Origin of the sequence: Brevundimonas vesicularis (assembly GCF_027105095.1) — a bacterium.
GTDB lineage: Bacteria > Pseudomonadota > Alphaproteobacteria > Caulobacterales > Caulobacteraceae > Brevundimonas > Brevundimonas vesicularis_E.
Genome location: NZ_CP114278.1, coordinates 1706823 through 1729222, shown reverse-complemented (window position 1 = coordinate 1729222; position 22400 = coordinate 1706823). Strand labels below are relative to the sequence as shown.

At 66.0% G+C, this 22400-nt stretch carries 17 protein-coding genes; 4 read left to right on the top strand and 13 right to left on the bottom strand.

Going from position 1 to position 22400, the window contains the following annotated elements; genetic code table 11:
* Positions 1-24 precede the first annotated feature (24 nt).
* The 8 genes from O2K97_RS08540 to serS form a co-directional block, all read right to left on the bottom strand.
* Positions 25-300, bottom strand: a complete 276-nt coding sequence (locus O2K97_RS08540) for a hypothetical protein (protein ID WP_112861879.1) — start codon at positions 298-300, stop codon at positions 25-27.
* Positions 301-387: 87 nt separating this feature from the next.
* Complete coding sequence (secF, locus tag O2K97_RS08535; protein WP_112861878.1) at positions 388-1377, bottom strand: protein translocase subunit SecF; 990 nt, start codon at positions 1375-1377, stop codon at positions 388-390.
* Positions 1377-2969, bottom strand: a complete 1593-nt coding sequence (secD, locus tag O2K97_RS08530; protein ID WP_269218921.1) for a protein translocase subunit SecD — start codon at positions 2967-2969, stop codon at positions 1377-1379. Before secD ends, secF begins: the two co-directional genes overlap by 1 nt.
* Before the next feature lie 36 nt (positions 2970-3005).
* Positions 3006-3317: a preprotein translocase subunit YajC gene (gene yajC / locus O2K97_RS08525; protein WP_017504795.1), complete on the bottom strand. Its 312-nt coding sequence runs from the start codon at positions 3315-3317 to the stop codon at positions 3006-3008.
* 105 nt (positions 3318-3422) lie between these two features.
* Entirely contained in the window at positions 3423-4499 is a 1077-nt protein-coding gene (locus tag O2K97_RS08520) for a peptidoglycan DD-metalloendopeptidase family protein (RefSeq protein WP_269221123.1), read from the bottom strand.
* Between the two features lie 181 nt (positions 4500-4680).
* Positions 4681-5325, bottom strand: a complete 645-nt coding sequence (locus tag O2K97_RS08515) for a protein-L-isoaspartate(D-aspartate) O-methyltransferase (RefSeq protein ID WP_039243626.1) — start codon at positions 5323-5325, stop codon at positions 4681-4683.
* A 130-nt stretch (positions 5326-5455) separates the two neighbouring features.
* Positions 5456-6250, bottom strand: coding sequence for a 5'/3'-nucleotidase SurE (gene surE / locus O2K97_RS08510; protein WP_269218920.1), 795 nt, complete (start codon positions 6248-6250; stop codon positions 5456-5458).
* On the bottom strand, positions 6250-7737 hold the full coding sequence (gene serS / locus O2K97_RS08505; RefSeq protein WP_269218919.1) for a serine--tRNA ligase: 1488 nt from the start codon (positions 7735-7737) through the stop codon (positions 6250-6252). The genes surE and serS overlap by 1 nt, the downstream gene beginning before the upstream one ends.
* A gap of 769 nt (positions 7738-8506) precedes the next feature.
* Between serS and O2K97_RS08500 the strand changes: the two genes are divergently transcribed.
* Positions 8507-10258, top strand: a complete 1752-nt coding sequence (locus O2K97_RS08500; protein ID WP_269218918.1) for a patatin-like phospholipase family protein — start codon at positions 8507-8509, stop codon at positions 10256-10258.
* Here O2K97_RS08500 and O2K97_RS08495 read toward each other — a convergent pair.
* Together O2K97_RS08495 and O2K97_RS08490 are read right to left on the bottom strand one after the other, a co-directional pair.
* Complete coding sequence (locus O2K97_RS08495) at positions 10255-12060, bottom strand: aminopeptidase P family protein (protein WP_269218917.1); 1806 nt, start codon at positions 12058-12060, stop codon at positions 10255-10257. The genes O2K97_RS08500 and O2K97_RS08495 overlap by 4 nt on opposite strands.
* A gap of 9 nt (positions 12061-12069) precedes the next feature.
* The gene (locus tag O2K97_RS08490) at positions 12070-12933 is read right to left on the bottom strand and encodes a 50S ribosomal protein L11 methyltransferase (protein ID WP_184278022.1); all 864 of its coding nucleotides are present in this window, start codon (positions 12931-12933) and stop codon (positions 12070-12072) included.
* 184 nt (positions 12934-13117) lie between these two features.
* Between O2K97_RS08490 and O2K97_RS08485 the strand changes: the two genes are divergently transcribed.
* Entirely contained in the window at positions 13118-13690 is a 573-nt protein-coding gene (locus O2K97_RS08485; protein ID WP_269218916.1) for a hypothetical protein, read from the top strand.
* Positions 13691-13760: 70 nt separating this feature from the next.
* On the opposite strand, the gene O2K97_RS08480 is transcribed toward O2K97_RS08485, so the two are convergent.
* Genes O2K97_RS08480 through O2K97_RS08470 form a run of 3 tightly spaced genes read right to left on the bottom strand, consistent with a single transcriptional unit; the run spans position 13761 to position 19388 of the window.
* Positions 13761-17117: an error-prone DNA polymerase gene (locus tag O2K97_RS08480; protein WP_269218915.1), complete on the bottom strand. Its 3357-nt coding sequence runs from the start codon at positions 17115-17117 to the stop codon at positions 13761-13763.
* Positions 17114-18679: a Y-family DNA polymerase gene (locus O2K97_RS08475; RefSeq protein ID WP_269218914.1), complete on the bottom strand. Its 1566-nt coding sequence runs from the start codon at positions 18677-18679 to the stop codon at positions 17114-17116. The genes O2K97_RS08480 and O2K97_RS08475 overlap by 4 nt, the downstream gene beginning before the upstream one ends.
* Complete coding sequence (locus O2K97_RS08470) at positions 18570-19388, bottom strand: ImuA family protein (protein WP_269218913.1); 819 nt, start codon at positions 19386-19388, stop codon at positions 18570-18572. Before O2K97_RS08470 ends, O2K97_RS08475 begins: the two co-directional genes overlap by 110 nt.
* Before the next feature lie 250 nt (positions 19389-19638).
* Between O2K97_RS08470 and O2K97_RS08465 the strand changes: the two genes are divergently transcribed.
* Complete coding sequence (locus tag O2K97_RS08465) at positions 19639-21213, top strand: DEAD/DEAH box helicase (RefSeq protein ID WP_269218912.1); 1575 nt, start codon at positions 19639-19641, stop codon at positions 21211-21213.
* A 109-nt stretch (positions 21214-21322) separates the two neighbouring features.
* Positions 21323-22372 (top strand): GGDEF domain-containing protein, encoded by a 1050-nt coding sequence (locus O2K97_RS08460; RefSeq protein ID WP_026108573.1) that lies wholly within the window; start codon positions 21323-21325, stop codon positions 22370-22372.
* The last annotated feature ends 28 nt before the right edge of the window (positions 22373-22400 follow it).

The following is a 22400-nucleotide window of genomic DNA, read 5'->3' as shown; positions in this document are numbered from 1 at the left end:
CAGGCCTCCGCCCGCCATCCGGCCCTACTTGCTGGGCTGCATATAGACGACCCGGCAGTCGCCATCGATCGTGGTGTAGCGGTTGTTCGACGCGTCGACGAACGAGATCCGGCCGCCGTCGTCGTACTCGACCTTGCCGGTCGAGCGTCCCTTGAAATTCTCCACCCCATAGGTCCAGCAGGTGATGTCGGCCGGCTTGTCGCCCCAGGTGGCGTCGTTGCGCGCCCGCTTGCTGTCGGTGCAGGCGGACAGTCCGCCGGTCAGGGCGAGGGCAACGGCGGCATAGACGAGCGCTTTCATAGGCTCAGCCTTGCACGGACGCCGTCCAAGGAAAAGGGCCGCCCCGGCGATGACGGGACGGCCCAACTTTCGACGCTGGCGCTCGACCTACGGCCGGCTGGCCATGCCCAGCTTCACCGGCTTGGCGTCGTCGGCCAGGGCGCCGCGCTTGACGCCCCACAGCAGGATGATCGGCGCACCGACATAGATCGACGAATAGGTTCCGACGATGATGCCGAACATCAGGGCGATCGAGAAGCCGAACAGGGCCTCGCCGCCGAAGATGGCCAGGGCCGCCAGCACCATGACGGCGGTCACGCCGGTGATGATGGTCCGCGACAGCGTCTCGTTCAGCGACAGGTCGATCACGTCGCGCAGCGGCATGGTCTTGTACTTGCGCAGGTTTTCGCGAAGGCGGTCGAACACGACGACGGTGTCGTTCATCGAATAGCCGATGACGGTCAGGACGGCGGCGACCATGTTCAGGCTGAACTCCAGCTTGAACAGCACGATCAGCCCGAACGTCAGGATCACGTCGTGCAGCAGGCCGACCACGGCGCCGAACCCGAACTGCGGCTCGAACCGGAACCAGATGTAAAGGAACATCAGGCCGATCGCGACGCCCAGAGCCAACAGCCCCGAGGTGAACAGCTCGCCCGACACCTTGGAGCCGACGACGCTGACGCCCGAATAGTTGACCTGACCGACCGCGCCGCTGATGGCGCCCTCGACCTGGTTGACCACCTGGGTCTGATCGCGGCCTTCCGGCACCTGGAAGCGAAGAATGGCGGTCGAGCCGTCATCGACATTGGTGTCGCGACGCGCAATGCCCTGGACCTGAACGTCGCCCAGGTTCAGGCCGTTCACGGCCTCGCGGACCCGATCCAGCTCGATCGTCTGGCCCGCAGGCTTGGACACTTCCATCGAGGCGCCGCCCCGGAAGTCGATGCCCATGTTCAGGCCGGGATAGAAGCAGGCGATGATCGAGGCGACGCACAGGATCACCGACAGGACGCCGGCGAACCGCGCATATTTGACGAAGTGGAAGTTCGTCTTCTGCGGCAGCAGTTTGATGAGGGGCCATCCACGCATCGCCATCACTCCGCGATCGGCAGTTTTTTGGGCTTGGCCGTCTTGAGCCAGTAGCCGAGCAGGACCTGGGCGACCAGGACCGACGAGAAGACCGAGGTGAACACACCGATGGTCAGGGTCCAGGCGAACCCGCGAACCGGGCCTTCGCCGAACACGAACATGATACCCGCCGCGACCAGGGTGGTCAGGTTAGCGTCGATGATGGTGCCCATGGCCTTGTTGAACCCGGCGTCCATCGAGGCGATGACGCTGCGGCCCGCACGGGCCTCGTCACGCATACGCTCATAGATCAGCACGTTGGCGTCCACCGCGACCGCGAAGGTCAGGATCAGACCCGCGATGCCCGGCAGGGTCAGCGTCGCCTGGGTCAACGACATGGCCGCCACGATCAGCACGCCGTTCAGCACCAGGCCGACGACCGACACGCCGCCAAACAGCAGGCCGTAAGCCAGGATCATGAACAGCACGATGATGGCGAAGCCGACGGCGGTCGACAGGGCGCCTGCGGCGACCGCGTCCGCACCCAGTTCAGCCGTCACGGTGCGGCGCTCTTCGACGTTCAACGGCGCCGGCAGGGCGCCCCCGTTCAGCAGGTTCACCAGCGTCGCCGCTTCCTGGATCGTGAAGTTGCCGGTAATCTGACCCGAGCCCGAGGTAATCGCGCTCTGGATCGTCGGGGCCGAGATGACCTTGCCGTCCAGAATGATGGCGAAGGGCTTTTGAAGATTGGCGGCGGTGGCTTCGCCGAACCGGCGGGCGCCGGCGCCGTCGAAGCGGAAGTCGATGGCCGGACGGCCGCTCTGGTCCGAACCGACGCCGGCGCGGGTCAGGTTCTCGCCCGACACCAGCACGCGCTTCTTGACCAGATAGGGCGTGCCGTCCTCGCCTTGCAGCAGTTCGGAATCGGGCGGCACACGGCCGGCCAGGGCGTCCTGAACCGAGTTCTCGACATCGACCATCTGGAAGGTCAGCTGCGCCGTCTGGCCGATCACTTCTTCCAGCTTGCTCGGATCGCTCTCGCCCGGCGCCTGGACCACGATCCGGTCGGCGCCCTGGCGGGTGATGGAGGGTTCGCGCGTACCCAGGCTGTCGATCCGGCGGCGCACCACCTCGATCGACTGGTCCACAGCCGTCGCGCCCATGCCGTTCAGCGCGGCGTCGGTATAGGCGAAGCGGATGCGGTTATCGCCCAGGCGCGTCGCGGTGCGTTCCGCCTGGCCGCCCGGTCCGACCTGACCGCCCAGTTGTTGCAGCGCCTTGAACGCAGCATCGCCCTGGGCCGGATTGGCCAGGGTGACGACCACGCCGCCGGCTTCACGCTGGAAGCCGTTGGTGGCGACGCCCGCGCCGTTCAGCGTGACCCGAACGTCTTCGATCAAGTTGGTGACGCGCTTTTCGCGCATCGCCGGCACGTCGACTTCCAGCAGCAGATACGAACCGCCCTGAAGGTCCAGCCCCAGGTTCAGCTTGTTCTTGGGCATGAAGCCGGGCAGCGCCTCGCGCTGCTGATCCGACAACAGGTTCGGCAAGGTCAGCACACAGCCGAGCACGGCCGCGACGACGACGAGAATGACTTTCCAGCGCGACAGCTGAATCATGGGGGCGGTCCAGGTATCGGCGGATACGCGAGCGTATCAGGCCTTGGAATCGTTGGCGGCGATGGCGGTGCGGTTGCGCACCTCGGCGATCATGGCCTTGACCACGCGCACATTGACGCTGGGCGCGATCTCGACGTTGACCTCGGCCTCTTCGACGCGGGTGACCTTGCCGATCATGCCGCTGCCCAGGACGACGGTGTCGCCACGCTTGACGGCGGCGATGGCGGTCGCGTGTTCCTTGGCGCGCTTCTGCTGCGGACGGATCAGCAGGAAGTAGAACAGGATGAAAATACCGATGATGGGCGCAAACCCGATCAACTGCGCCGTCAAGCCGCCTTCAGCGCCCATGGGTAGTCTCCGCAAACAGATAGGGGGCGGCCGTCATCGGCGCCCATCAAAAACGAGGCGCGGAACCTAGGGCTCCGCTTCGTGGAATGCAACGCGGCGAAAGCGCTACCTGGGCAACACTGTCAGAGGATCGACGGCGACCGGATCGTCGCCGCGCATCTGACGGGTCTCGAAGTGGATCGAGGGGCGTCCGTCGCCGGCCGTCAGACCCACGGTGCCGATCTGCTGGCCAGCGCGGACGTCGTCGCCATCCTTGACCGTCGCCGAACCCAGGTGGCCATAGACCGTGCGCCAGCCGTTGGCGTGCACGATCAGCACCGTCAGCCCCTGCCCCACCAGATCGCTGCCGACATAGGCCACACGCCCGGCCGCAGAAGCGCTGACCGTCGCGCCGGCCGAGGCGCCGATGTTGATGCCGTTGTTCCGCTCGCCCATGCCGACCGGGCCGAAACGCCGCACGATGTCGCCGCGTACTGGCCACAGCAGGTTCGGCTGACCGGCAGCGGCGCCGGCGGCGTTAGTCTGTTCGACAGGCCGCGTCTGGACCGGAAGCGCCGCATTGCCCGAGGGCGGCGGCGGGGGCGGCGGCACGGCGCCGTTGTTGGGCACCAGCACGCCGACGGGCGAAGCGCCAGTCGCGTAAGGATCGCGGCCGGTATCCACCGCCGCTTCAGGCAGGATGATTCGCTGGCCCGTCGTGATCGCCCCGCGCGGTCCCAGGCCGTTCAGATCGATCAGCGTCTGCACCGGGGTCTGGAAGCGGCGCCCCACGCCCGAGATCGTGTCGCCCGGCTGGATTACATAGGCCGCGCCCGGACGCACCGGGGCCGACGACGACGGATAGGACGGCGTGTAGGCGGGCGGCTGCGACGCCGGCGGCTGATAGGTCGGTTGGCTCGGACCGACATTGACCGTCGGCGGCAAGGCTCCGCCGTCCACCTGACCGATCGGCGCCGTCGCGGGCGGCGGCGATTCATAGGGGGCGGGACGATAGGGCTGGTTCGGATTCTGGCCGGCGTTCGGATAGGTCGGCTGCTGCGGATAGGCGCCCTGCCCCGGACCATAGGCCGGCGCCGGGTTCGCATGCGTCGAATAGCGCGGCTCCGAAGGATAGCTGATGCAGGCCGCCGTGCTCAACGCCGCCCCCGCGACCAGAACCGCTCTCATCCAGCCCGAAATCATCGCCACCGGCTGCTCCCATTCGTGGTTAAACTCGCCCGCCCGGTGTGCCCGCTCGCGCCTCATAAGCCAACCCCGCAAACCGCACGGAATTGGGGCGAGTGAGGTCGTAAGGAGTGAGACGTGAATCGTGAATGGCGTTCGCACACTCGGAATCACCACTCGCGAGTCACCATTCACGCCCCTAACCCTCCTTCGCCGTCCCCTCGACCAAGGGAACGAACCGCACTTCCGTCAGGCTTTCGCGGTGGAACGACCCGTCGCCTTGCCCGACGTAGCGATGCAGCATCTGCACCGAGGTCCGTCCCACCGGCGCGACCAGCACCCCGTTCGGCTTCAGCTGTTTCAGCAGTTCTGTCGGCTCGGTCGGCGACGCGGCCGTGACCATGATCCGGTCGAACGGCGCCTGTTCGGCCCAGCCCAGGCCGCCGTCGCCGTGCTTGGTGATGACGTTCTCGATCTTCAGCACCCGCAGTCGAGCTTCGGCCTCGACCAGCAGACTGCGATACCGCTCCACCGAATAGACATAGCGCGCCAGCCGGCTCAGCACCGCGCACTGGTATCCGCTACCCGTGCCGATCTCCAAAACCCGATGCCGCGCCTGCACGTCCAGCGCCTGGGTCATCAGTCCGACGATATAGGGCTGGCTGATCGTCTGCGCGCAGTCGATCGGCAGGGCCTGATCCTCCCACGCCTGATCCAGGAACTTTTCGTGCACGAAGACCGCCCGGTCGATGCTCTCCATCGCCTTCAGCACGCGCGGGTCCGTGACCCCCTGCTGCCGCAGCGACAGGATCAGCCGCCCGGCCCGGTCGTCGTGCAGGTTCAAGAAATCCTCCCCCGTTCACGGGGGAGGGGGACCATCCGAAGGATGGTGGAGGGGGCGGACCAAAGACCGGTGTGCGGGGTCGCCCCCTCCACCGCTTCGCGGTCCCCCTCCCCCGCTGTGCGGTGGAGGATCATGCGGCCCGATCCGTCTTTTTCGGCGGCGCCCCGCCCAACACCTTCTTCAGGTCATGCACGCTGGTCATGTGCGTCAGGTCGATATGCAGCGGCGTGACCGAGATCCGCCCCTCCTCGATGGCCCGCAGGTCCGTGCCCTCGGCATGCTCCTGCTTTTCGCCCCGGAAGCTCATCCAGTAATAGTCCCGCCCGCGCAGGTCCGTGCGCCGCACCGCGTGCATCTCGCCGACGTTGCGGAAGCCCTGGGTCGTCACCTCAACCTGATCGACCGCTTCGGGCGGCCGGTTGGGGAAGTTCAGGTTCATCACCACCCCGTTCGCCCACTTCTGCTCCAGCAGGCGGCTGATGATCGCGGGCGCAAAGGCTTCCGCCGTCTCCCAGTGCGCGACCACCTCGTCGTGGAACCGCTCCAGGCTCTGGCTCAGGGCGATGGAGCGGATGCCGAACGCCATCCCCTGCAAGGCGCCCGCGACCGTGCCGGAATAGCTGACGTCCTCGCCGATATTGTGCCCGCGATTGACGCCCGACAGCACCAGATCGGGCTTCTCCGGCATCAGGTCATTGACCGCCAGCACGACGCAGTCGGTCGGCGTGCCCGTCACCGCGAACCGCTTCTCGCCCAGGTTCAGCACCCGCAGCGGCTCGGTCAGGGTGATCCCCCGCCCCTTGCCCGACTGCTCGACGGCGGGCGCGCACACCCACACGTCGTCGCTCAGCGTGCGTGCGATCCGCTCCAGGCATTCCAGCCCTTCGGCCTCGATCCCGTCGTCGTTGGTCAGGAGAATTCGCATCAGCCGCCCACGAACTGCAGACCGCCCATATAGGGCTGCAACACCGCCGGCACGGCGATCCGCCCGTCGTCCTGCTGATAGTTTTCCATGATCGCCACCAGCGTCCGGCCGACCGCCAGGCCCGAGCCGTTCAGCGTATGGACGAACTCGGTCTTCTTCTCGCCGGCGCGCTTGAACCGCGCGTCCATGCGCCGCGCCTGGAAGTCCCCGCAGTTCGAGCAGCTGCTGATCTCGCGATAGGTCCCCTGGCTGGGCAGCCAGACCTCCAGGTCGAAAGTCTTCTGCGCCGAAAAGCCCATGTCGCCCTTGCACAGCAGCATCCGCCGGAACGGCAGCTCCAACGCCTTCAGCACCGCCTCCGCACAGGCCGTCATTCGTTCATGCTCGGCGTCTGAGTCCTCCGGCCGCGCGATGGACACCATCTCGACCTTGGAGAACTGGTGCTGGCGGATCAGCCCGCGCGTATCGCGCCCCGCCGACCCCGCCTCGGCCCGGAAGCACGGCGTCAGCGCCGTCATCCGCATCGGCGTCGCCAAGTCATCCTCGGACAGTATGGTCTCGCGCACGAGATTGGTCAGGGAGACTTCGGCGGTGGGGATGAGCCAGCGGCGCAATGGGTCAAAAATGTCTTTGAGTGATTGACGCTGATAGTCCTCAATCTCATTCATTCTAGCGAAGAATTCGTCAGACAATCCTTGGGCGAGAGGCGCAGGCAGCTCTGCCACTTTAGAAAGGTGTCCGGTGACCGCCTCGCGGATAACGGCACGATCGCGAACCGCCACAGCTTCAGCAACGGTTCCAATCCAACCGTCGGAAACTCCGAATAGATCAGCTTGAAATTTCGGCAACTGCCCCGTGCCGAACATCGCCTCGTCCCGCACCAGATACGGCGGGTTCACTTCCAGATAGCCGTGCTGATCCGTCTGCATATCGAGCATGAATTGGCCTACGGCCCGCTCCAGCCGCGCCAACTGCCCCTTCAGCACCGCGAACCGCGCGCCCGACATCTTGGCCGCCGCCTCGAAGTCCAGCATCCCCAGGGCCTCGCCCAGGTCGGCGTGGTCCTTGGCCGGACCGGTGTGACGCGGCTCGCCCCAGGTCGAGACCTCGACATTGCCCGCCTCGTCCTCGCCGTCCGGCACATCCTCGGCCGCCAGGTTCTTCTGCGCCGCCAGCAGGTCGCGCAGTTCCTTGCCGACACGCGCCTCGACCTCGGCCGCCGCCGCGATATCGCCCTTCAGCGCCTCGACCTCGGCCTTCAGCCGGTCGGCCTCGGCCATGTCCTTGCGCCCCATGGCGGCGCCGATCAACTTGGAGGCCGCATTACGCTTGGCCAGGGCGTCCTGCCCCGTCGTCTGGGCGTGACGCAGTTTGGCATCCAGCTCTCGGATATCGTCCACCACCTTCTGTGCATCATCCACCCCGCGCGACGACCAGCCCGCCACGTAAACCTGGGGGTTCTCGCGAATGGCTCTGATGTCGTGCATGGTCTGAAACTTCGGCTGGGCGGGAGAAGCCGAACGCTCTACCCGCCCACGCGGAATCGGGCAACGCGAGAAGCTCGCACCATCGTCTCCTCCCCGCTTCGCGGGGAGGGGGACCGCGAAGCGGTGGAGGGGTTCTTGACGCCCACGGGCGCCTGGGATGTGCGAGGACCCCCTCCGTCTCTCCGCTGCGCTCCGAGCCACCTCCCCATGAATGGGGAGGAGACGATGCTCAGCCATCGCAATGCCGCTGGTCTATCCGATGCGATTCCAATCGCTTGCCGATTTATGTCCCCCGTCTCCCATCCACGGGGTCAAACGGCCCCATAATGCATCCGTCTCGTCGCATGGAGGGCTCGTAAGGCCTGCGACCTTGCGGCGGCGGGAGCGGAGGGAACGGGGGCGATGGTGAAACCCCATCGCGGCGCCGGGGCTGATCGGTCGGGGAATCGCCCCGGCGTCCGCAGTCGCGTCGCAGGGTCGAGGGGGATACTCGGCCGCACCGGGGATCGGGGATCGCTGCTCCGACCCGCCCGTCGCAGGCTTATGGGGTTAGGCGATAAGACCGCCACCGCTCGGCGCCCCGAGCTTGCAGGCCAACCTTCCGCGCGGAGCGTCACACCCTTCGTCGAAACGGTAATCTCTAATCACACTCCGGGCGAAGGCCCGGCGCTCCGCCCAGCCCTCCAAACTTCGCTGCGACCGCGCGAGGGCGCCGTCGCACGTCCAAACATCCATTCACCCGCCCCAGAATCGCGCCTACAAAAGGACCATGGCCACGCTTCGCCCCGACACGCTGGCGACCTCGCTCGCGCGCATCTTCGAAGGTCGCATGGTCGACCGGGCCAGCTGGTTTGCCCTGACCGGCGGCGAGCCGCTGTTCACCCAGGGCGATCCGGCCGATACCCTGTATCTGGTCCGCTCCGGCCGGCTCGGCGTGTTTCGGATGGAGGCGGATCAGCCGCCGCACATGCTGGGCGTGGTCAAGGCGGGCGAGCCGGTGGGCGAAATGGCCATGCTGGCCGGCACCCCGCACACCGCCACCGTCGTCGCCTTGCGCGACAGCGAGATCCTGGCCCTGCCGCGCGAAGCCTTCTTCGAGGCCGCCCGCACCGAACCGGACCTGATGGTCGAACTGTCGCGGCTGATGATCCACCGCGCCCGCGAACGCACCGCCGGCGCATCCGAGCCCAGCGTCTTCGGCTTCGTCTCGGCCCGTCCCCGCCCCATCCGCGCCTTCGTCGAACGCATCGGTGCCGCCATCCAGGCCATGGGCTTCACCTGTCAGGTCATCGACCAGTCGGCCCTGGCCTCAGCGTCCGAATGGTTCAGCCGGGTGGAGGGCGACCACGACTATGTCCTCTATGTCGCCGAACAGGATCAGCCCGCCTGGGCCAGTCTGTGCGCGCGTCAGGTGGACCGGATGTTCATCGTCGGCAGCGGCCTTCTGGCGCCGCCGTCCGCCGTGCCGCGCCGCCAGGGCTTCGGCGACGGCCGCCGCCTGACCGACCTGATCCTGCTGCGCGATCCGCGCATGCATCATCCGGCCAACACCCGCGTCTGGCTTGATGCGCTGCAGCCCGATCGCTGGTTCCATTGCGTCGAGGGCGTGGCCTCCGACGCCGAGCGGATCGCCCGCGTCGTCACCGGCACGGCGGTCGGCCTGGTCCTGTCCGGCGGCGGCGCTCGGGCCTATTGCCACATCGGCGCGATCCGGGCGCTGGAAGAGGCCAAGGTGCCCATCGACTTCGCGGGCGGTGCCTCCATGGGCGCGGTCGTCGCCGCCGGCCCGGCCCTGGGCTGGTCCTACGAGCGGCTGGATTTCGAGATTCGGCGCGCCTTCGTCGAGTCCGATCCGCTGTCGGACCTAGCCGTGCCGATCATCGCCATGTCCCGCGCCCGCAAGGTCGCCCGTCTGCTGGAGCAAGCTTACGGCGACATCGACCTGGCGGACCTGGCCCTGCCCTTCTTCGCCGTCTCCTCGAACCTGACCTCGGGCCGGATCGAGGCGCACCGCACCGGCCTGATGCGTCGGGCCATGCGCGCCTCCATCGCCATCCCCGGCGTCCTGCCGCCGGTCGTGATGGATGGTCAGGTGCTGGTGGACGGCGCCGTTCTGAAGAACTTCCCCACCAGCGTGATGCGCCAGCTGAACAGCGGCCCCATCATCGGCGTGGATATGTCCCAGACGCGCGGCGTCGATCCCCAGGCGCTGGAGAATCCGCCGTCCTGGTGGAAATGGGTCCTGTCCGGCGCCTGGAAGGCCGGCCCGCCCATCGTCTCGATCCTGATGCGCTCGGCCACCATCACCACCGACGTCGAGATGACGCAGTCGCGCGCCGACGCCGACGTCCTGATCCTGCCCCAGGTCGCCGGCAGCGATATTCGCGACTGGAAGACCTACGACGGCCCCGTCGCCATTGGCTACGAGGCGACAAAGGCGGCGCTCGCCGACCTTGCCTGCCCCGTCACCCAGATGCGCCACTGTCCCAGCGCGCCCCCGGCGCCCTCACCCGCCCCTTAAAGCGGCGCGCAGGCCCGCTTCAGCCAGTCCAGCGCCTCGCCATCCATTAACGGCCCGACCTTGGCCAGCGTTTCGGCGTGATAGGCGTCGACATAGGCCCGCTCGTCCGGCGTCAGCATCTCGACCGAAATCAGCTTGCGGTCGATCGGCGCGAACGTCAGCTGCTCGAACCCATGCATGGGCCGCTCGCCGCCCTCGGGGACCACCGCCGGCGTCACCACCTGCAGGGTCTCGATGCGGATGCCCCAGTGGCCTTCGCGGTAATAGCCGGGCTCGTTGGACAGGATCATTCCTTCCAACAGCGGCTGGGACGTTCCCCATTTCGCGATCCGCTGCGGCCCTTCGTGGACCCCCAGATAGCTGCCGACGCCGTGGCCGGTGCCGTGATCGTAATCCAGCCCCGCCGCCCACATCGGCGCCCGCGCAATGGCGTCCAGCGCCATGCCGCTGGTCCCCGCCGGGAAACGGATCGTCGCCATGGCGATATGCGCCTTCAGCACCAAGGTGAACTTGTGGCGCTGATCTTCGCTCGGCTCGCCCACCGCCATGGCGCGGGTCACATCGGTCGTGCCGTCCAGATATTGGCCGCCGCCGTCCACCAGCAGCAGCGAGCCCTTCTCGACCCTGCGAATGCTGGCGCCCACCGGCTTGTAATGCGGCAAGGCCCCGTTCGGCCCGGCCCCGGCGATGGTGTCGAAGCTCAGGTCCTTCAGCGCCCCGGTCTCCTCGCGGAACCGCTCCAGCGCCTCGACCACTTCGCGCTCGTCGGGCAGGGTTTCCTGCACCACCGTATCGACCCAGTGCAGGAAACGGCTCAGCGCTGCCCCGTCACGGATATGCGCCTGACGGCTGCCCTCGATCTCCACCGCATTCTTGGCCGCCCGGGGAATGGCGCAGGGGTCCATCGCCCGCACCACCGTCGCGCCCGCCGCGTCCAGCCGGTCGAAATACCAGGCCGAGGACAGCGATGGATCGATCATGACCTTTTGGCCCGACAGCCCGTCCAGCGCAGCCGGCAGCTGCTCGGTCGCCTCGATGCGAACATCGTCGCCCAGCCAGCCCGGCAAAGCATTTGTCACCTTGGCCGGGTCCAGGAACAGCCGCGCCTTGCCGTCCGCCGCCAGAATGGCCTGGCCGATCGGCAGAGGCGACCGGATCACGTCCCCGCCGCGCACATTGAACAGCCAGGCGATCGACATCGGCGCCGTCAGCACCACCGCGTCGGCGCCCGCGTCCGCCACGGCCTTGCCGATCCGCGCCCGCTTGGACCCGTGGGTCTCACCGGAATAGACGTCCTCGTGCGGCACGACCGGCGCCGTCGGCTGGGCCGGACGATCGGCGCCCCAGGCCAGGTCCAGCGGATTGGCGTCCACGGCCCGCAACTCGGCCCCCGCCTTCTGCGCCGCCGCCTTAAGGGCCACGAGCGCATCCGGGCTGTGAAGACGCGGATCATAACCGATCACCGCCCCCTTCGCCGCCGTCTCCAGATAGGCCGCCACGTCATTGAGGTCGCGCCGCTCGAAAAGGGTCGGATCGGTCTGGGCCTTCACTTGAACGGTGTACCGGCCGTCGGTGAACATGCTGGCGCGATCCTGGAACACCACCGCCGCCCCGGCCGAACCGGTGAAGCCCGTCGCCCAGGCCAGACGCTCATTGGCGTCCGGCAGATACTCGTTCTGATGCTCGTCCTCGTGCGGGATCAGGAACCCGTCCAGCCCCTGCTTGGCCATTTCGGCGCGCAGCAGCGGCAGGTGTTTGGCCCCAAAGGACGGGTCGGTCGTCTCGTCGAAAGTCTGGCGCATGATCGATCTTCAGCCCTTGCGCAGTTGCAGGGCGCTCCAGGCGTCGTGATGGATGGTCTGCTCGACCGTGAAGCCCAGCGGCAGATAGGCCTCCAGCACCCGCTCCTCCTGCGTGCGCAGCAGGCCCGACAGGATCGCGACACCGCCGGTCTTCAGCGCCGCCCCGATCTCGGGCGCCAGATGCACCAGCGGCGCGGCCAGGATGTTGGCGAACACCAGATCATACGGCTGATGCTGGGCGATGCGCGGATCGCTGAGACCATCCGCGAAGTAGAAGTCGCACTTGGCCTCGTTGATCTCGGCGTTCTCATTGGCGATCCGGGCCGAGGGCTCGTCGATGTCGGTGCCGACCGCGATGGGCGTGCCCGTCTTGGCCGCCGCGATCGCCAGCACGCCCGTGCCGCAACCCACGTCCAGCACCTTCTCGAAGCTTTCGGTCTCCAGCAGCTTGTCGAACGCCTCCAGGCAGCCGACCGTGGTGCCATGGTGGCCTGTGCCGAAGGCGGCGCCGGCGTCGATCTTCAGCGTGACGCGGCCCTCGGGCACCTTGCCCTGATCGTGTGCGCCGTAGACGAAGAACCGTCCGGCCTCGACCGGCGGCAGACCCGACAGCGACATGGCCAGCCAGTCGGCGTCCGCCAGCTTCTCGACCAGCACCGTCACCGGATAGCCCGCCAGCACCGCCTTCAGCCCCTCGACCTCGTCATCGGTCGTGGGAAAGGCGTCGATGCGCCAGACGTCGTTGTCCTCGTCCTCTTCCAGGATCGAATAGGTCGCGCCTTCCAGCCGCGGATCGGCGTCTACGGCCTCTGCGGCGGCCTCTGCGGCGGCGCGCGGGCCACGTGCGATTATCTGAAGTGCGGACTCGGACATTCTTCAAACACCGGTAATATGGCGAATCGTAGCGAGCCGGTGCTGAACGCCCGTCGCCACCGCGTTTTTATCAAACCGAGGGGTCGGGGAATACATGGCCAAGTCACCGTCTACGTCTAAACCAGCGTCGCCAAAGCCGGCGACCGCCGCTTCCAAGCCTAAAGCCGCGCCGAAGTCGAGCGCCGTGAAGACCGCCGCCGAGAAAACCGCTGCGCCCAAGGCCGCGGCAAAGGCGGCAGCGGCTGCGCCGAAGCCCGCGGCCGCCAAGGCTGTCGCGCCCAAGGCTGCAGCGCCCAAAACCGCAGCCCCCAAGGGGGCCGCTAAGCCCGTCGCCGCCAAGGCCGCAGCCAAGCCGGAAATCACCCCCGCCGCCAAGGCTGCTCCGAAAGCTGCTGCACCCAAACCCGCAGCCAAGACCCCAGTGAAGGCCGCTGCTCCGAAAGCGGCCGCACCGAAGGCGACGGCGGCAAAGCCTGCGGCGGTAAAACCTGCCGCCCCCAAGGCTGCCGCTTCGAAACCCGCCGCCGCCCCGAAGGCCGCCCCTGTCGCCAAGCCGGCCGCAGCGGCGCCCAAGCCTGCGGAACCCGTCGCCGCGCCCAAGCCTGCCGCCACCCCTGCCCCCGCCGCTGCGGCGTCCGCGCCTACGCCGGCTCCCGCTCCCAAGCCGGTCGAAGCACCCAAGCCGGCCCCCGCCGCCAAGCCCGAGGAAAAGGGCTTCTTCGCCAAATTGGGCGACATGATCTTCGGCAAGCGCTGATCGCACTTCTTCTCTGATCCAGCAGATCGCCGGACGGCTCGCCCGTCCGGCGTTTCTCGTTGTGATCGTCTCAGTGAAAGTCGCGCGATCCCGGCAGGATACGGACATCGCGCGGATGTCGACCGGTCAGGCTGCGCGGCGCTTGCGGGTATTTCACAGCATCCGCCCGCGACAGTTCGACCTGTAGATCATAGTCTTCGGATAGCCGGCTCAACTCAGCTGAGCGGTCCACGACTTTTCGCACCATGATGTGTAGCACGTCCTCGATGCTTTTTTCGACCGTGCCCTCCACCTCCATCAGCCGCGCCGCCATCACCTCTCGCCGGAAGGTCTCGAACAGCCGCGCCCAGATCAGGGCATTCACCACGCCCGTTTCATCCTCCATCGTCACGAAGATGGCGTTGCCCGTGCCCGGTCTTTGTCGAACCAGCACGACCCCTGCCGCACGCACCAGACGACCGTGCTTCTGGGCCATGACTTCGGCGACGCTGAGTACGCGCTCGGCGCGGAACATCGGACGAAGGATCTGCATTGGATGCCCCTTCAGCGATAAACGCGTCGTCTGATAGTCGGTGGAGATATGCTCCTTGAGCGGCATCATCGGCAGGTTCGCCGCCGCCTCTTCTCCCAGTTCTCTCGCCCGCGCCGCCTGAAACAGCGGCAGCGGCTCATCGTCCGGCAATCGCCTAACCGCCCACAGTCCCTCGCGTCGATCCAGTCCCATCGACCGAAACGCGTCCGCATCCGCCAGCTTGCGCATCGCTGCGGATTCAACACCCGTCCGTCGCGCCATCTCCTCCACATCAACGAAGGCCGTGTCCCGCGCCGTGACGATCCCGTTCGCCCAGGCCTGTTTGAACCCATCGATCTGTCGCATGCCCAAGCGCAGAGCCAAACCGCGCTCGCCCGGCTCGAGCGTATTGTCCCAGACGCTGTGATTTACATCGATCGGCCGCACCTCGACTTTCTGCGGACTCTCCTGTGCATCCCTCACCAATTGCGCCGGCGCATAGAATCCCATCGGCTGGCTGTTCAGCAGCGCACAGGCGAACACCGCCGGATGGTGGCATTTGATCCAGGACGAGATGTAGACCAGCCGGGCGAAAGAAATAGCGTGGCTCTCAGGAAAGCCGTAGGAGCCGAACCCCTTGATCTGTTCGTAGCACCGCTCCGCAAAGGCCGGATCATACCCCCGCGCCACCATGCCCTTGACCATGAGTTTTCCGAAATAGTTCAGGTTTCCGTCGCCCCTGAAGGTCCCCATGGCCTTGCGCATGCCGTTGGCCTGCTTGTCGTTAAAGCCGGCCGCGACCATGGCGACCTTCATCGCCTGCTCCTGAAAAAGCGGCACGCCTAACGTCTCCTTCAGCACGTCTTTCAACTCATCGGGATGGCCATGTCCTGCGCCCGGCGATGGATAATCGACGGTTTCCAGCCCTTGTCGTCGTCGCAAATAGGGGTGGACCATATTGCCCTGGATCGGCCCCGGCCGAACGATCGCCACCTGAATGGCGAGGTCATAGAACCGCTCTGGCTTCAGCCTTGGTAGCATGTTGATCTGAGCCCGGCTCTCCACCTGAAAGACGCCAATGGACCGCCCCTCCTGCAACATCTTGTAGGTCGACCTGTCGGCGTCGGGGACCGTGTTCAGCTTTAACTCCTGCCTGTTGTGTTCAAGCAGCAGATCGAACGCCTTGCGGATACAGGTCAGCATTCCCAGCGCCAGGACATCGACCTTCATCAAGCGCAGCGCGTCGATGTCATCCTTGTCCCATTCGATAAAGGTCCGATCCGGCATGGCCGCATTGCCGATGGGAACCAGTTCATCCAGTCGATCCTGGGTCAGGACAAAGCCGCCGACGTGCTGTGACAGATGCCGAGGAAACTCCAGCAGCCGCCGGGTCATGGCGATAGCGCGCGTTAAGGTCGGATTGCTGATCTCAAGCCCGGCCTGCTCCACATGACGATCCGGGATATCCGATCCGAAACTGCCCCACTGGCTTCCCGCCAGACGCGCCGTGACGTCTTCGGTCAACCCCATCACCTTTCCGACTTCGCGAATGGCGCTGCGCGGGCGATAGCGGATCACGGTTGCGGCTATGCCGGCGCGGTGGCGACCATATCGCGAATAGATGTGCTGGATGACCTCCTCACGCCGTTCATGTTCGAAATCGACATCGATGTCGGGCGGCTCATTTCGGTCCGACGACAGGAAGCGTTCGAACAACACATTGTGCACACTGGGGTCGACTGAGGTTATCCCAAGAACGTAACAGACGGCCGAGTTCGCCGCCGACCCCCGCCCCTGACACAGGATGCGCTGGTCATCCGCAAATCTGACGATGTCGTGGATTGTCAGGAAATAATGGGCCAGCCTTTCCTTTGAGATGAAGGTTAGCTCCTTTTTCAGAAGGTCTCGCACCTTGACCGGCACGCCATCCGGATATTTCAGGGTTTCATAGGTCGCCACCAACGAAACCAGACGATCCTGCGCCGTCATGCCGGGTGGTACTGGCTCTTCCGGATAGTTGTAGGTGAGTTGGCCAAGATCGAAGCCCACACGCGCCAGAAAGTCCTGTGTCTCGGCTATCGCCTCGGGCGCGTCGGCGAACAGGCGGCTCATTTCCGCTGGCGGTTTCAAGTGGCGTTCTGCGTTCTGATCCAGACGGCGACCTGCCGCCTCCAAGGTCACGCCCTCACGGATACAGCTCACGACATCCTGCAAGTCTCGCTGTTCCACGTCGTGATAGAGGACATCATTGACCGCCAGCAGCGGCGTGACGGTCTCTGCGCCAATCGCCTTCAGCCTCGCCAGCCTTCGGCGGTCATCGCCCATTCGGTGCATCGTGGCGCCCAGCCAGACAGCACCTGGAGCGGCCTCGTTCACCTGACGGAGCAAGGATTCCAATCCCTGCGTTCGACGCGGCGGCATGACGATCAGTAGCAAGCCTTCAGGCGCTCGCAACAGATCGCCTAGACCCAGCTCGCAATGGCCTTTCTTTGCCCGGCGATTGCCAAGAGTCAGCAGGCGACACAGACGACTCCAGCCCTGCCGATCTTCGGGATAGGCCAAAATGTCCGGCGTCCCGTCGTTGAAGCGCAGTCGCGCGCCCAGGATCAGCTTGAAGGCCTCGGCTCGCGCCTTGATTGTCTCTGGGTCGAGATCGACCGGAAACTTGTCCTCCACGAGGATCGTCTCGCCGGGACCGCCGCCCTGACGCACCTTGTCCGGCGGCGACCAGCCGTCTTGGCGCAGGGTCTTCAACGCACTCCATGCCCGCACCACCCCGGCTAAGGTATTGCGGTCGGCCAACCCCATGCCTGTATGTCCGCGCAGGATCGCGCTCAGCACCAGATGCTTTGGATGCGACGCCCCTTCCAGGAAGGAGAAGTTGGTACGCGTCGCCAACTCGGCATAGGCGATCATGCGAAAACGCCATGCAGGAACCAGCGTGGCGCCGGCTCCTCGCCGTAAAAACCCAAACGGAACAACCAGAAGCGCCGCCCCTCCTGGTCCTCGACCCGATAATAATCCCGCGTGGCCTCCAGCGGCCCCCGCAATCTGCGCCACCATTCGGGCGCGATCCGTTCGGGACCTTCGACCCGAACCAGACGATGATCCACGCGACGCCAGATGAAGCGGTTCGGCGGATGGTCCGGCACCTCCGCCGTGGCGAGGATCGGTTGGGGCGGGTCGAACATCTGCAAGGGGCGCAGCGGCGGGTCCACAGGATCAGGTTCTGGCCAATTGACCTGTTCGCCGGATGGCAGGGCCGCAGGGGTCAGTCGGACCGCGCGCTCGGGCCAATGAGACTCCACAGATTCGAACCGTCTGACAGACTCGGGCCCCAGGCGCGCCGTCAAGCGATCCACGAGACGTCCCAGATCCTCGGCGCCCCGTTGGGTGCGCTCGAAGCCGTCCTGACGCGAAGCCAGTCGATCGGTGACAGGCGCAGACAGGCGCAACTGATCAAACCCGAACCCTGGATCCAGCGGCTTCGCCAGCGCCGCCAATCGCTCCCGAAACAGGCGCAGAACGCCGGAAGCGTCCCGGCTCGGCCGTCCCGTTCGAACGGTGATATGGCGCACCTCCCCATCCACACGAAAAAAGCTAACCCGAAAGGCGCGCCCGCCCTGACCGCGCAAATCCAACTGATCCATCACCTCGAGGAGCAGATCGCCGATGACGGCATCGACATCGATCATTTCCGTTATCGGCTCGACCAGGATCCGGCTCACAGCGATCATCATGATCGGCCGTTCGGGTCTTATCCGTGTATCCTCACGCCCCAGGACACGGTTCAGCCGGGTCGCCGCCACTGCGCCAAAGCGGGCGGCGATGGGGGCAGTGGGGCGATCGTCCAGATGCGCCAGGGTCTTCAGCCCGGCGCGCGACAGGGCCTGCGTCTCCTTGTCCGAAAGCTCCAGGGCCGCGACGGGAAGACGACGCAGGGCGTGACGCTGGTTCGAACCCTCGTAAATCCCACCGCTTCCAAACCGCGCCAAGGCACGCGCCGCTTCCGGCGTGCCGGCCATGGCCAGCCGCACCGCCAGACCGACGCGACGCGCCCGCGCCTCGACGGCCTGCATCATTCCCATTTCGCCTCCGAACAAGTGGGCGCAACCGGTCACATCCAGCGCCAGGCCATCCAGACCGTCCGTCGCCGCCATCGGCGTGAACCGGCCGAAATCCAGCAGAACGCGCTTCAACAGCGCCGCATCCGCTTCCGGACGATGCACGACCACGCGAAGATCCGGCGCCCTGGCCCGCGCGTCCGCCAGCGTCATTCCAGCAGACAGTCCCATCTCCAACGCCTGCCGATTTGCGGCTGCCAGCCGCAGCGCGCCCTTCACCTTCTCGACCAGCACGGTCGCCGGCTCAGCCGAAGCGTCGGATCGTCCCTCCTCGCGCCGCAGCCGATCTGTCGACAACAGAGGAAACCAGACCGACAGGTAGCGCCGGTCGTTGCGCGTGTTGATGTCCGGCATTGCGCCCACCCTGTTCGAAAACCCCGCGCTCACGATCCCATTCCATGGTCCAGGCCTTCGGCGGCGCGCCCGACCGATGCCGCAACAACTCGACCCCATAGTTCGGACGGCCGGGAGCATCCGCCTCCAAGGCTTGGGACAAGGCTGCGCGAACGCGCCAGCGGGTCTCGGCTGCGCTGGGCTGGGGTTGAGCCGCCAGTCGGGTCAGGATCGCCGTCGCCCGTCCCTGCCCCGCCGCCATGGACAGACGTCGCGTCGCCGTCAGGCCTAGGACCCAGCTTTCGCCCCAGGTCGTAAGCAGCACCGCACCCGCTGCACCGCATGATAGAGCCTCCTCACCCGCCGCCAGCAGGTCCTTGGCTTCCTTGACACTCACCAGGATCACGCGGCCGGGATCCAGACCCAGCTCGCGCAATCCAGGTCCGTAAATCTGACCGGTCTCCAGCCCGGCCATGGCCTGGATGCCCCACACCAATGGTCGATCCTTCGACGCCCGCTGAATCAGACCCATGGCAAACCCCAAGGCGGCCGTCGCATCCGGCGTCGTCGCCGCATAGATTTCGTGCAAACCATGGCTCGAAAGCCCGCCTATGTGCCGGTCCGCTTCTGCATGACCCAAGTCAAAGCGGACGGCGTCGGCCGGATGACCGTCCGTTTCCATCGCCTTCAGGCGCTGACGCAATGCCTCGATACCGCGGCCGGACCCCAAAACAGTTCTCCTTTTGTTCCCTTATATGCCGCTCGCGCCACCCTCGGAGTCAAGCGCAAGCAACCTTGGCCATGGGAATTTATTCCGACGCGCTCAGGCGGCGGAATATCGAGAATACTTGACTTTGACGCAGGGACTTCTATATCGCCTCCAGCCTCGGGACAGGTCTGCGATCCGCGCCGCCCGCTCGCCCAAAGAGGGGCGGTTCCGTCGCTGCTATGCACGCAGACGCTTTCTCTCCCAAGGATTCATGACCGAATTTTCCCAACTGGGCCTTTCGCCCACGACCCTTCAGGCCGTCGCCGACACCGGCTACACGACCGCCACGCCCATTCAGGAACAGGCGATCCCCGTCGCCCTCGCCGGCCGTGACGTGCTCGGCATCGCCCAGACCGGCACCGGCAAGACCGCCGCCTTCACCCTGCCCCTGGTCGATCGCCTGTCCACCGGCCGCGCCCGCGCCCGCATGCCGCGCGCTATCGTCCTGGCGCCGACCCGCGAACTGGCCGACCAGGTCGCCGAGAGCTTCGCCAAATACGCCAGGGGCACCAAGCTGAGCTGGGTCCTGCTGATCGGCGGCGTCTCCATGGGCGACCAGGTCGCGGCGCTGAACAAGGGCGTCGACGTCCTGATCGCCACGCCCGGCCGTCTGCTGGATCTGTTCGAACGCGGCAAGATGCTGTTGACCGGCGTCGAGATCATGGTCGTCGACGAGGCCGACCGGATGCTAGACATGGGCTTCATCCCCGACATCGAGCGCATCTTCAAACTGACGCCGCCGCGCCGCCAGACCCTGTTCTTCTCGGCGACCATGCCGCCGGAGATCACGCGCCTGACGACCGCCTTCCTTAAGGATCCGACCCGGATCGAGGCCTCGCGTCCGGCGATGACCGCCGACACCATCACCCAATATATCGTCCGCATCCCGACCTCGGACCCCAAGGCCAAGCGGACCGCTCTACGAGCGCTGGTCGGTCGTGAGGACGTGCGCAACGGCATCGTCTTCTGCAATCGCAAATCCGAAGTCGATATCGTCGCCAAGTCGCTGAAGACCCACGGCTTCGACGCCGCGCCGATCCACGGCGACTTGGATCAGTCGCACCGGATGAAGACCCTGGCGGACTTCCGCTCGGGGGCCCTGAAGATCTTAGTGGCCTCAGATGTCGCCGCGCGCGGCCTGGATATCCCGGACGTCAGCCACGTCTTCAACTACGACGTCTCGCACCACGCCGACGACTACGTCCACCGCATCGGCCGCACCGGCCGCGCAGGCAAGCTGGGTCAGGCCTTCATGATCGTGACGCCGGCCGACGACAAGTCGCTGGATAAGGTGCTCAAGCTGATCAAGAAGGATCCGGAAGAGCTGGTTCTGGACGGCATCGACTTCGCCGCGATCAAGGACGGCCCTCGCCGGGATGACAAGCGCTCGGGCGAGCGCGGTCGCAGCCGGTCGCGCACAACCAGTGCGGCCACCCCGTCCGCAGAGCCTGTCGACATCGCTCCCGTCACCGCTGCGCCTTCGTCTCAAGAGGCCGAACCGCCGCGCAGCCGCAGTCGTCGGAAGGCCCGCCCTGAAGCGCCGGTCGAAGTCGTAGCTCCCGCAGCCGCAGCCAGAGCCTCTATCGAGCCCGAGGCGACCGTCGAACCCGACGAGACGGCTCGCGCTCCGCGCCCCGCGCGCGCCGATCGTGAACCGCACCTGTTGCAATCGGACCGTCGCGGCGATCGCAAGGCCGACAAGATCGACGCTCAACGTCAGGGTGTGCGTGGGTTCGGCGACGATATCCCCGCCTTCCTGCGTCGACCGGTCGTCATCCGCGCCTGAAATCGTACATAACGGCGCAGCGAAGGCTGCGCTGTTTACTCTGCATTACGGAACATCCCCTAGTGTGCGCCCCGACACGGCTCCAGAAGAGAGCCTCAGGGGAACAAGAATGTCGAAAAAGGTCGAGACGGCGCTAAGAGCTCCTCAAGCTTATGCTTTGGCGCGCAACGTCATCGGCGAGATGGAAAAGGCCGGTGTCTGGCCGACCCCGCTGAACTTCGAACTCTGGTTGCATTACATCAGCGACCCCGACGGCCCTCTGGCCCAGGAAATCCAGCGCCTGCTCGCGCAGTCGACCGCCATTACCGACAAGACGTCAGAAATGTTGGCCGCCGAGTTCCTCCCACGCGGACGCTTGCCGGATCAGATCCGCGACGTCGGTGCCGTTCTGGACCGCGAACTGGCCAGCGTCGCCAGCGCTATCGCCACGGCCCACAAGACCCAGCACGACTATGGCGAAACCCTCGCCGACGCCTCTCAATGCATGGAAACGGTCGATGACCCCTCCTCTTTGAAAGACCTGGTCGGCGGACTGTCGACTGCGACCAACCGCGTGCGTCGAGAGACGGCGATTCTCGAAAAGCGGCTGGAGAACTCAAATAGAGAGGTCATCCGCCTGCGCGAGAACCTGGAACAGGTGCGGCGCGACGCTATGACCGACGCCCTGACCAACCTGGCGAACCGCAAGGCGTTCGATGAACAACTAGAGGCCGCCTGCGCAGAGGACGACGGCTCTCCGCTCAGCTTGGCCATCCTCGACATCGATCACTTCAAGCGGTTCAACGACACTTGGGGACATCAGACCGGAGACCAGGTCCTGCGCTATGTGTCCACGGTCCTGTCCAATGTCTGCGGCAAGACCCGATTCGCCGCGCGATTCGGCGGCGAAGAGTTCGCCATCATCTTCCCCGGTGAGGGCGCTGGCGTTGTCATGGCGGCGCTGGAGAGCATACGCCATGATATAGCCTCACGTGCTTTGCGTCGCCGTTCGACCAATGACGACCTCGGCTCGGTGACGGTTTCGGCCGGCTTCGCTCAGCGCCAAAAGGGCGAAACCGCCGCCAGTCTGCTCGAACGGGCCGACGCCGCCCTGTACGAATCCAAGCGCGCAGGTCGAAACTGCATCACGCAAGCCGCCATCTTGGAAAAGGCGGCTTAGACCTGAAAAGGCCAAGCTTTCTGCCATA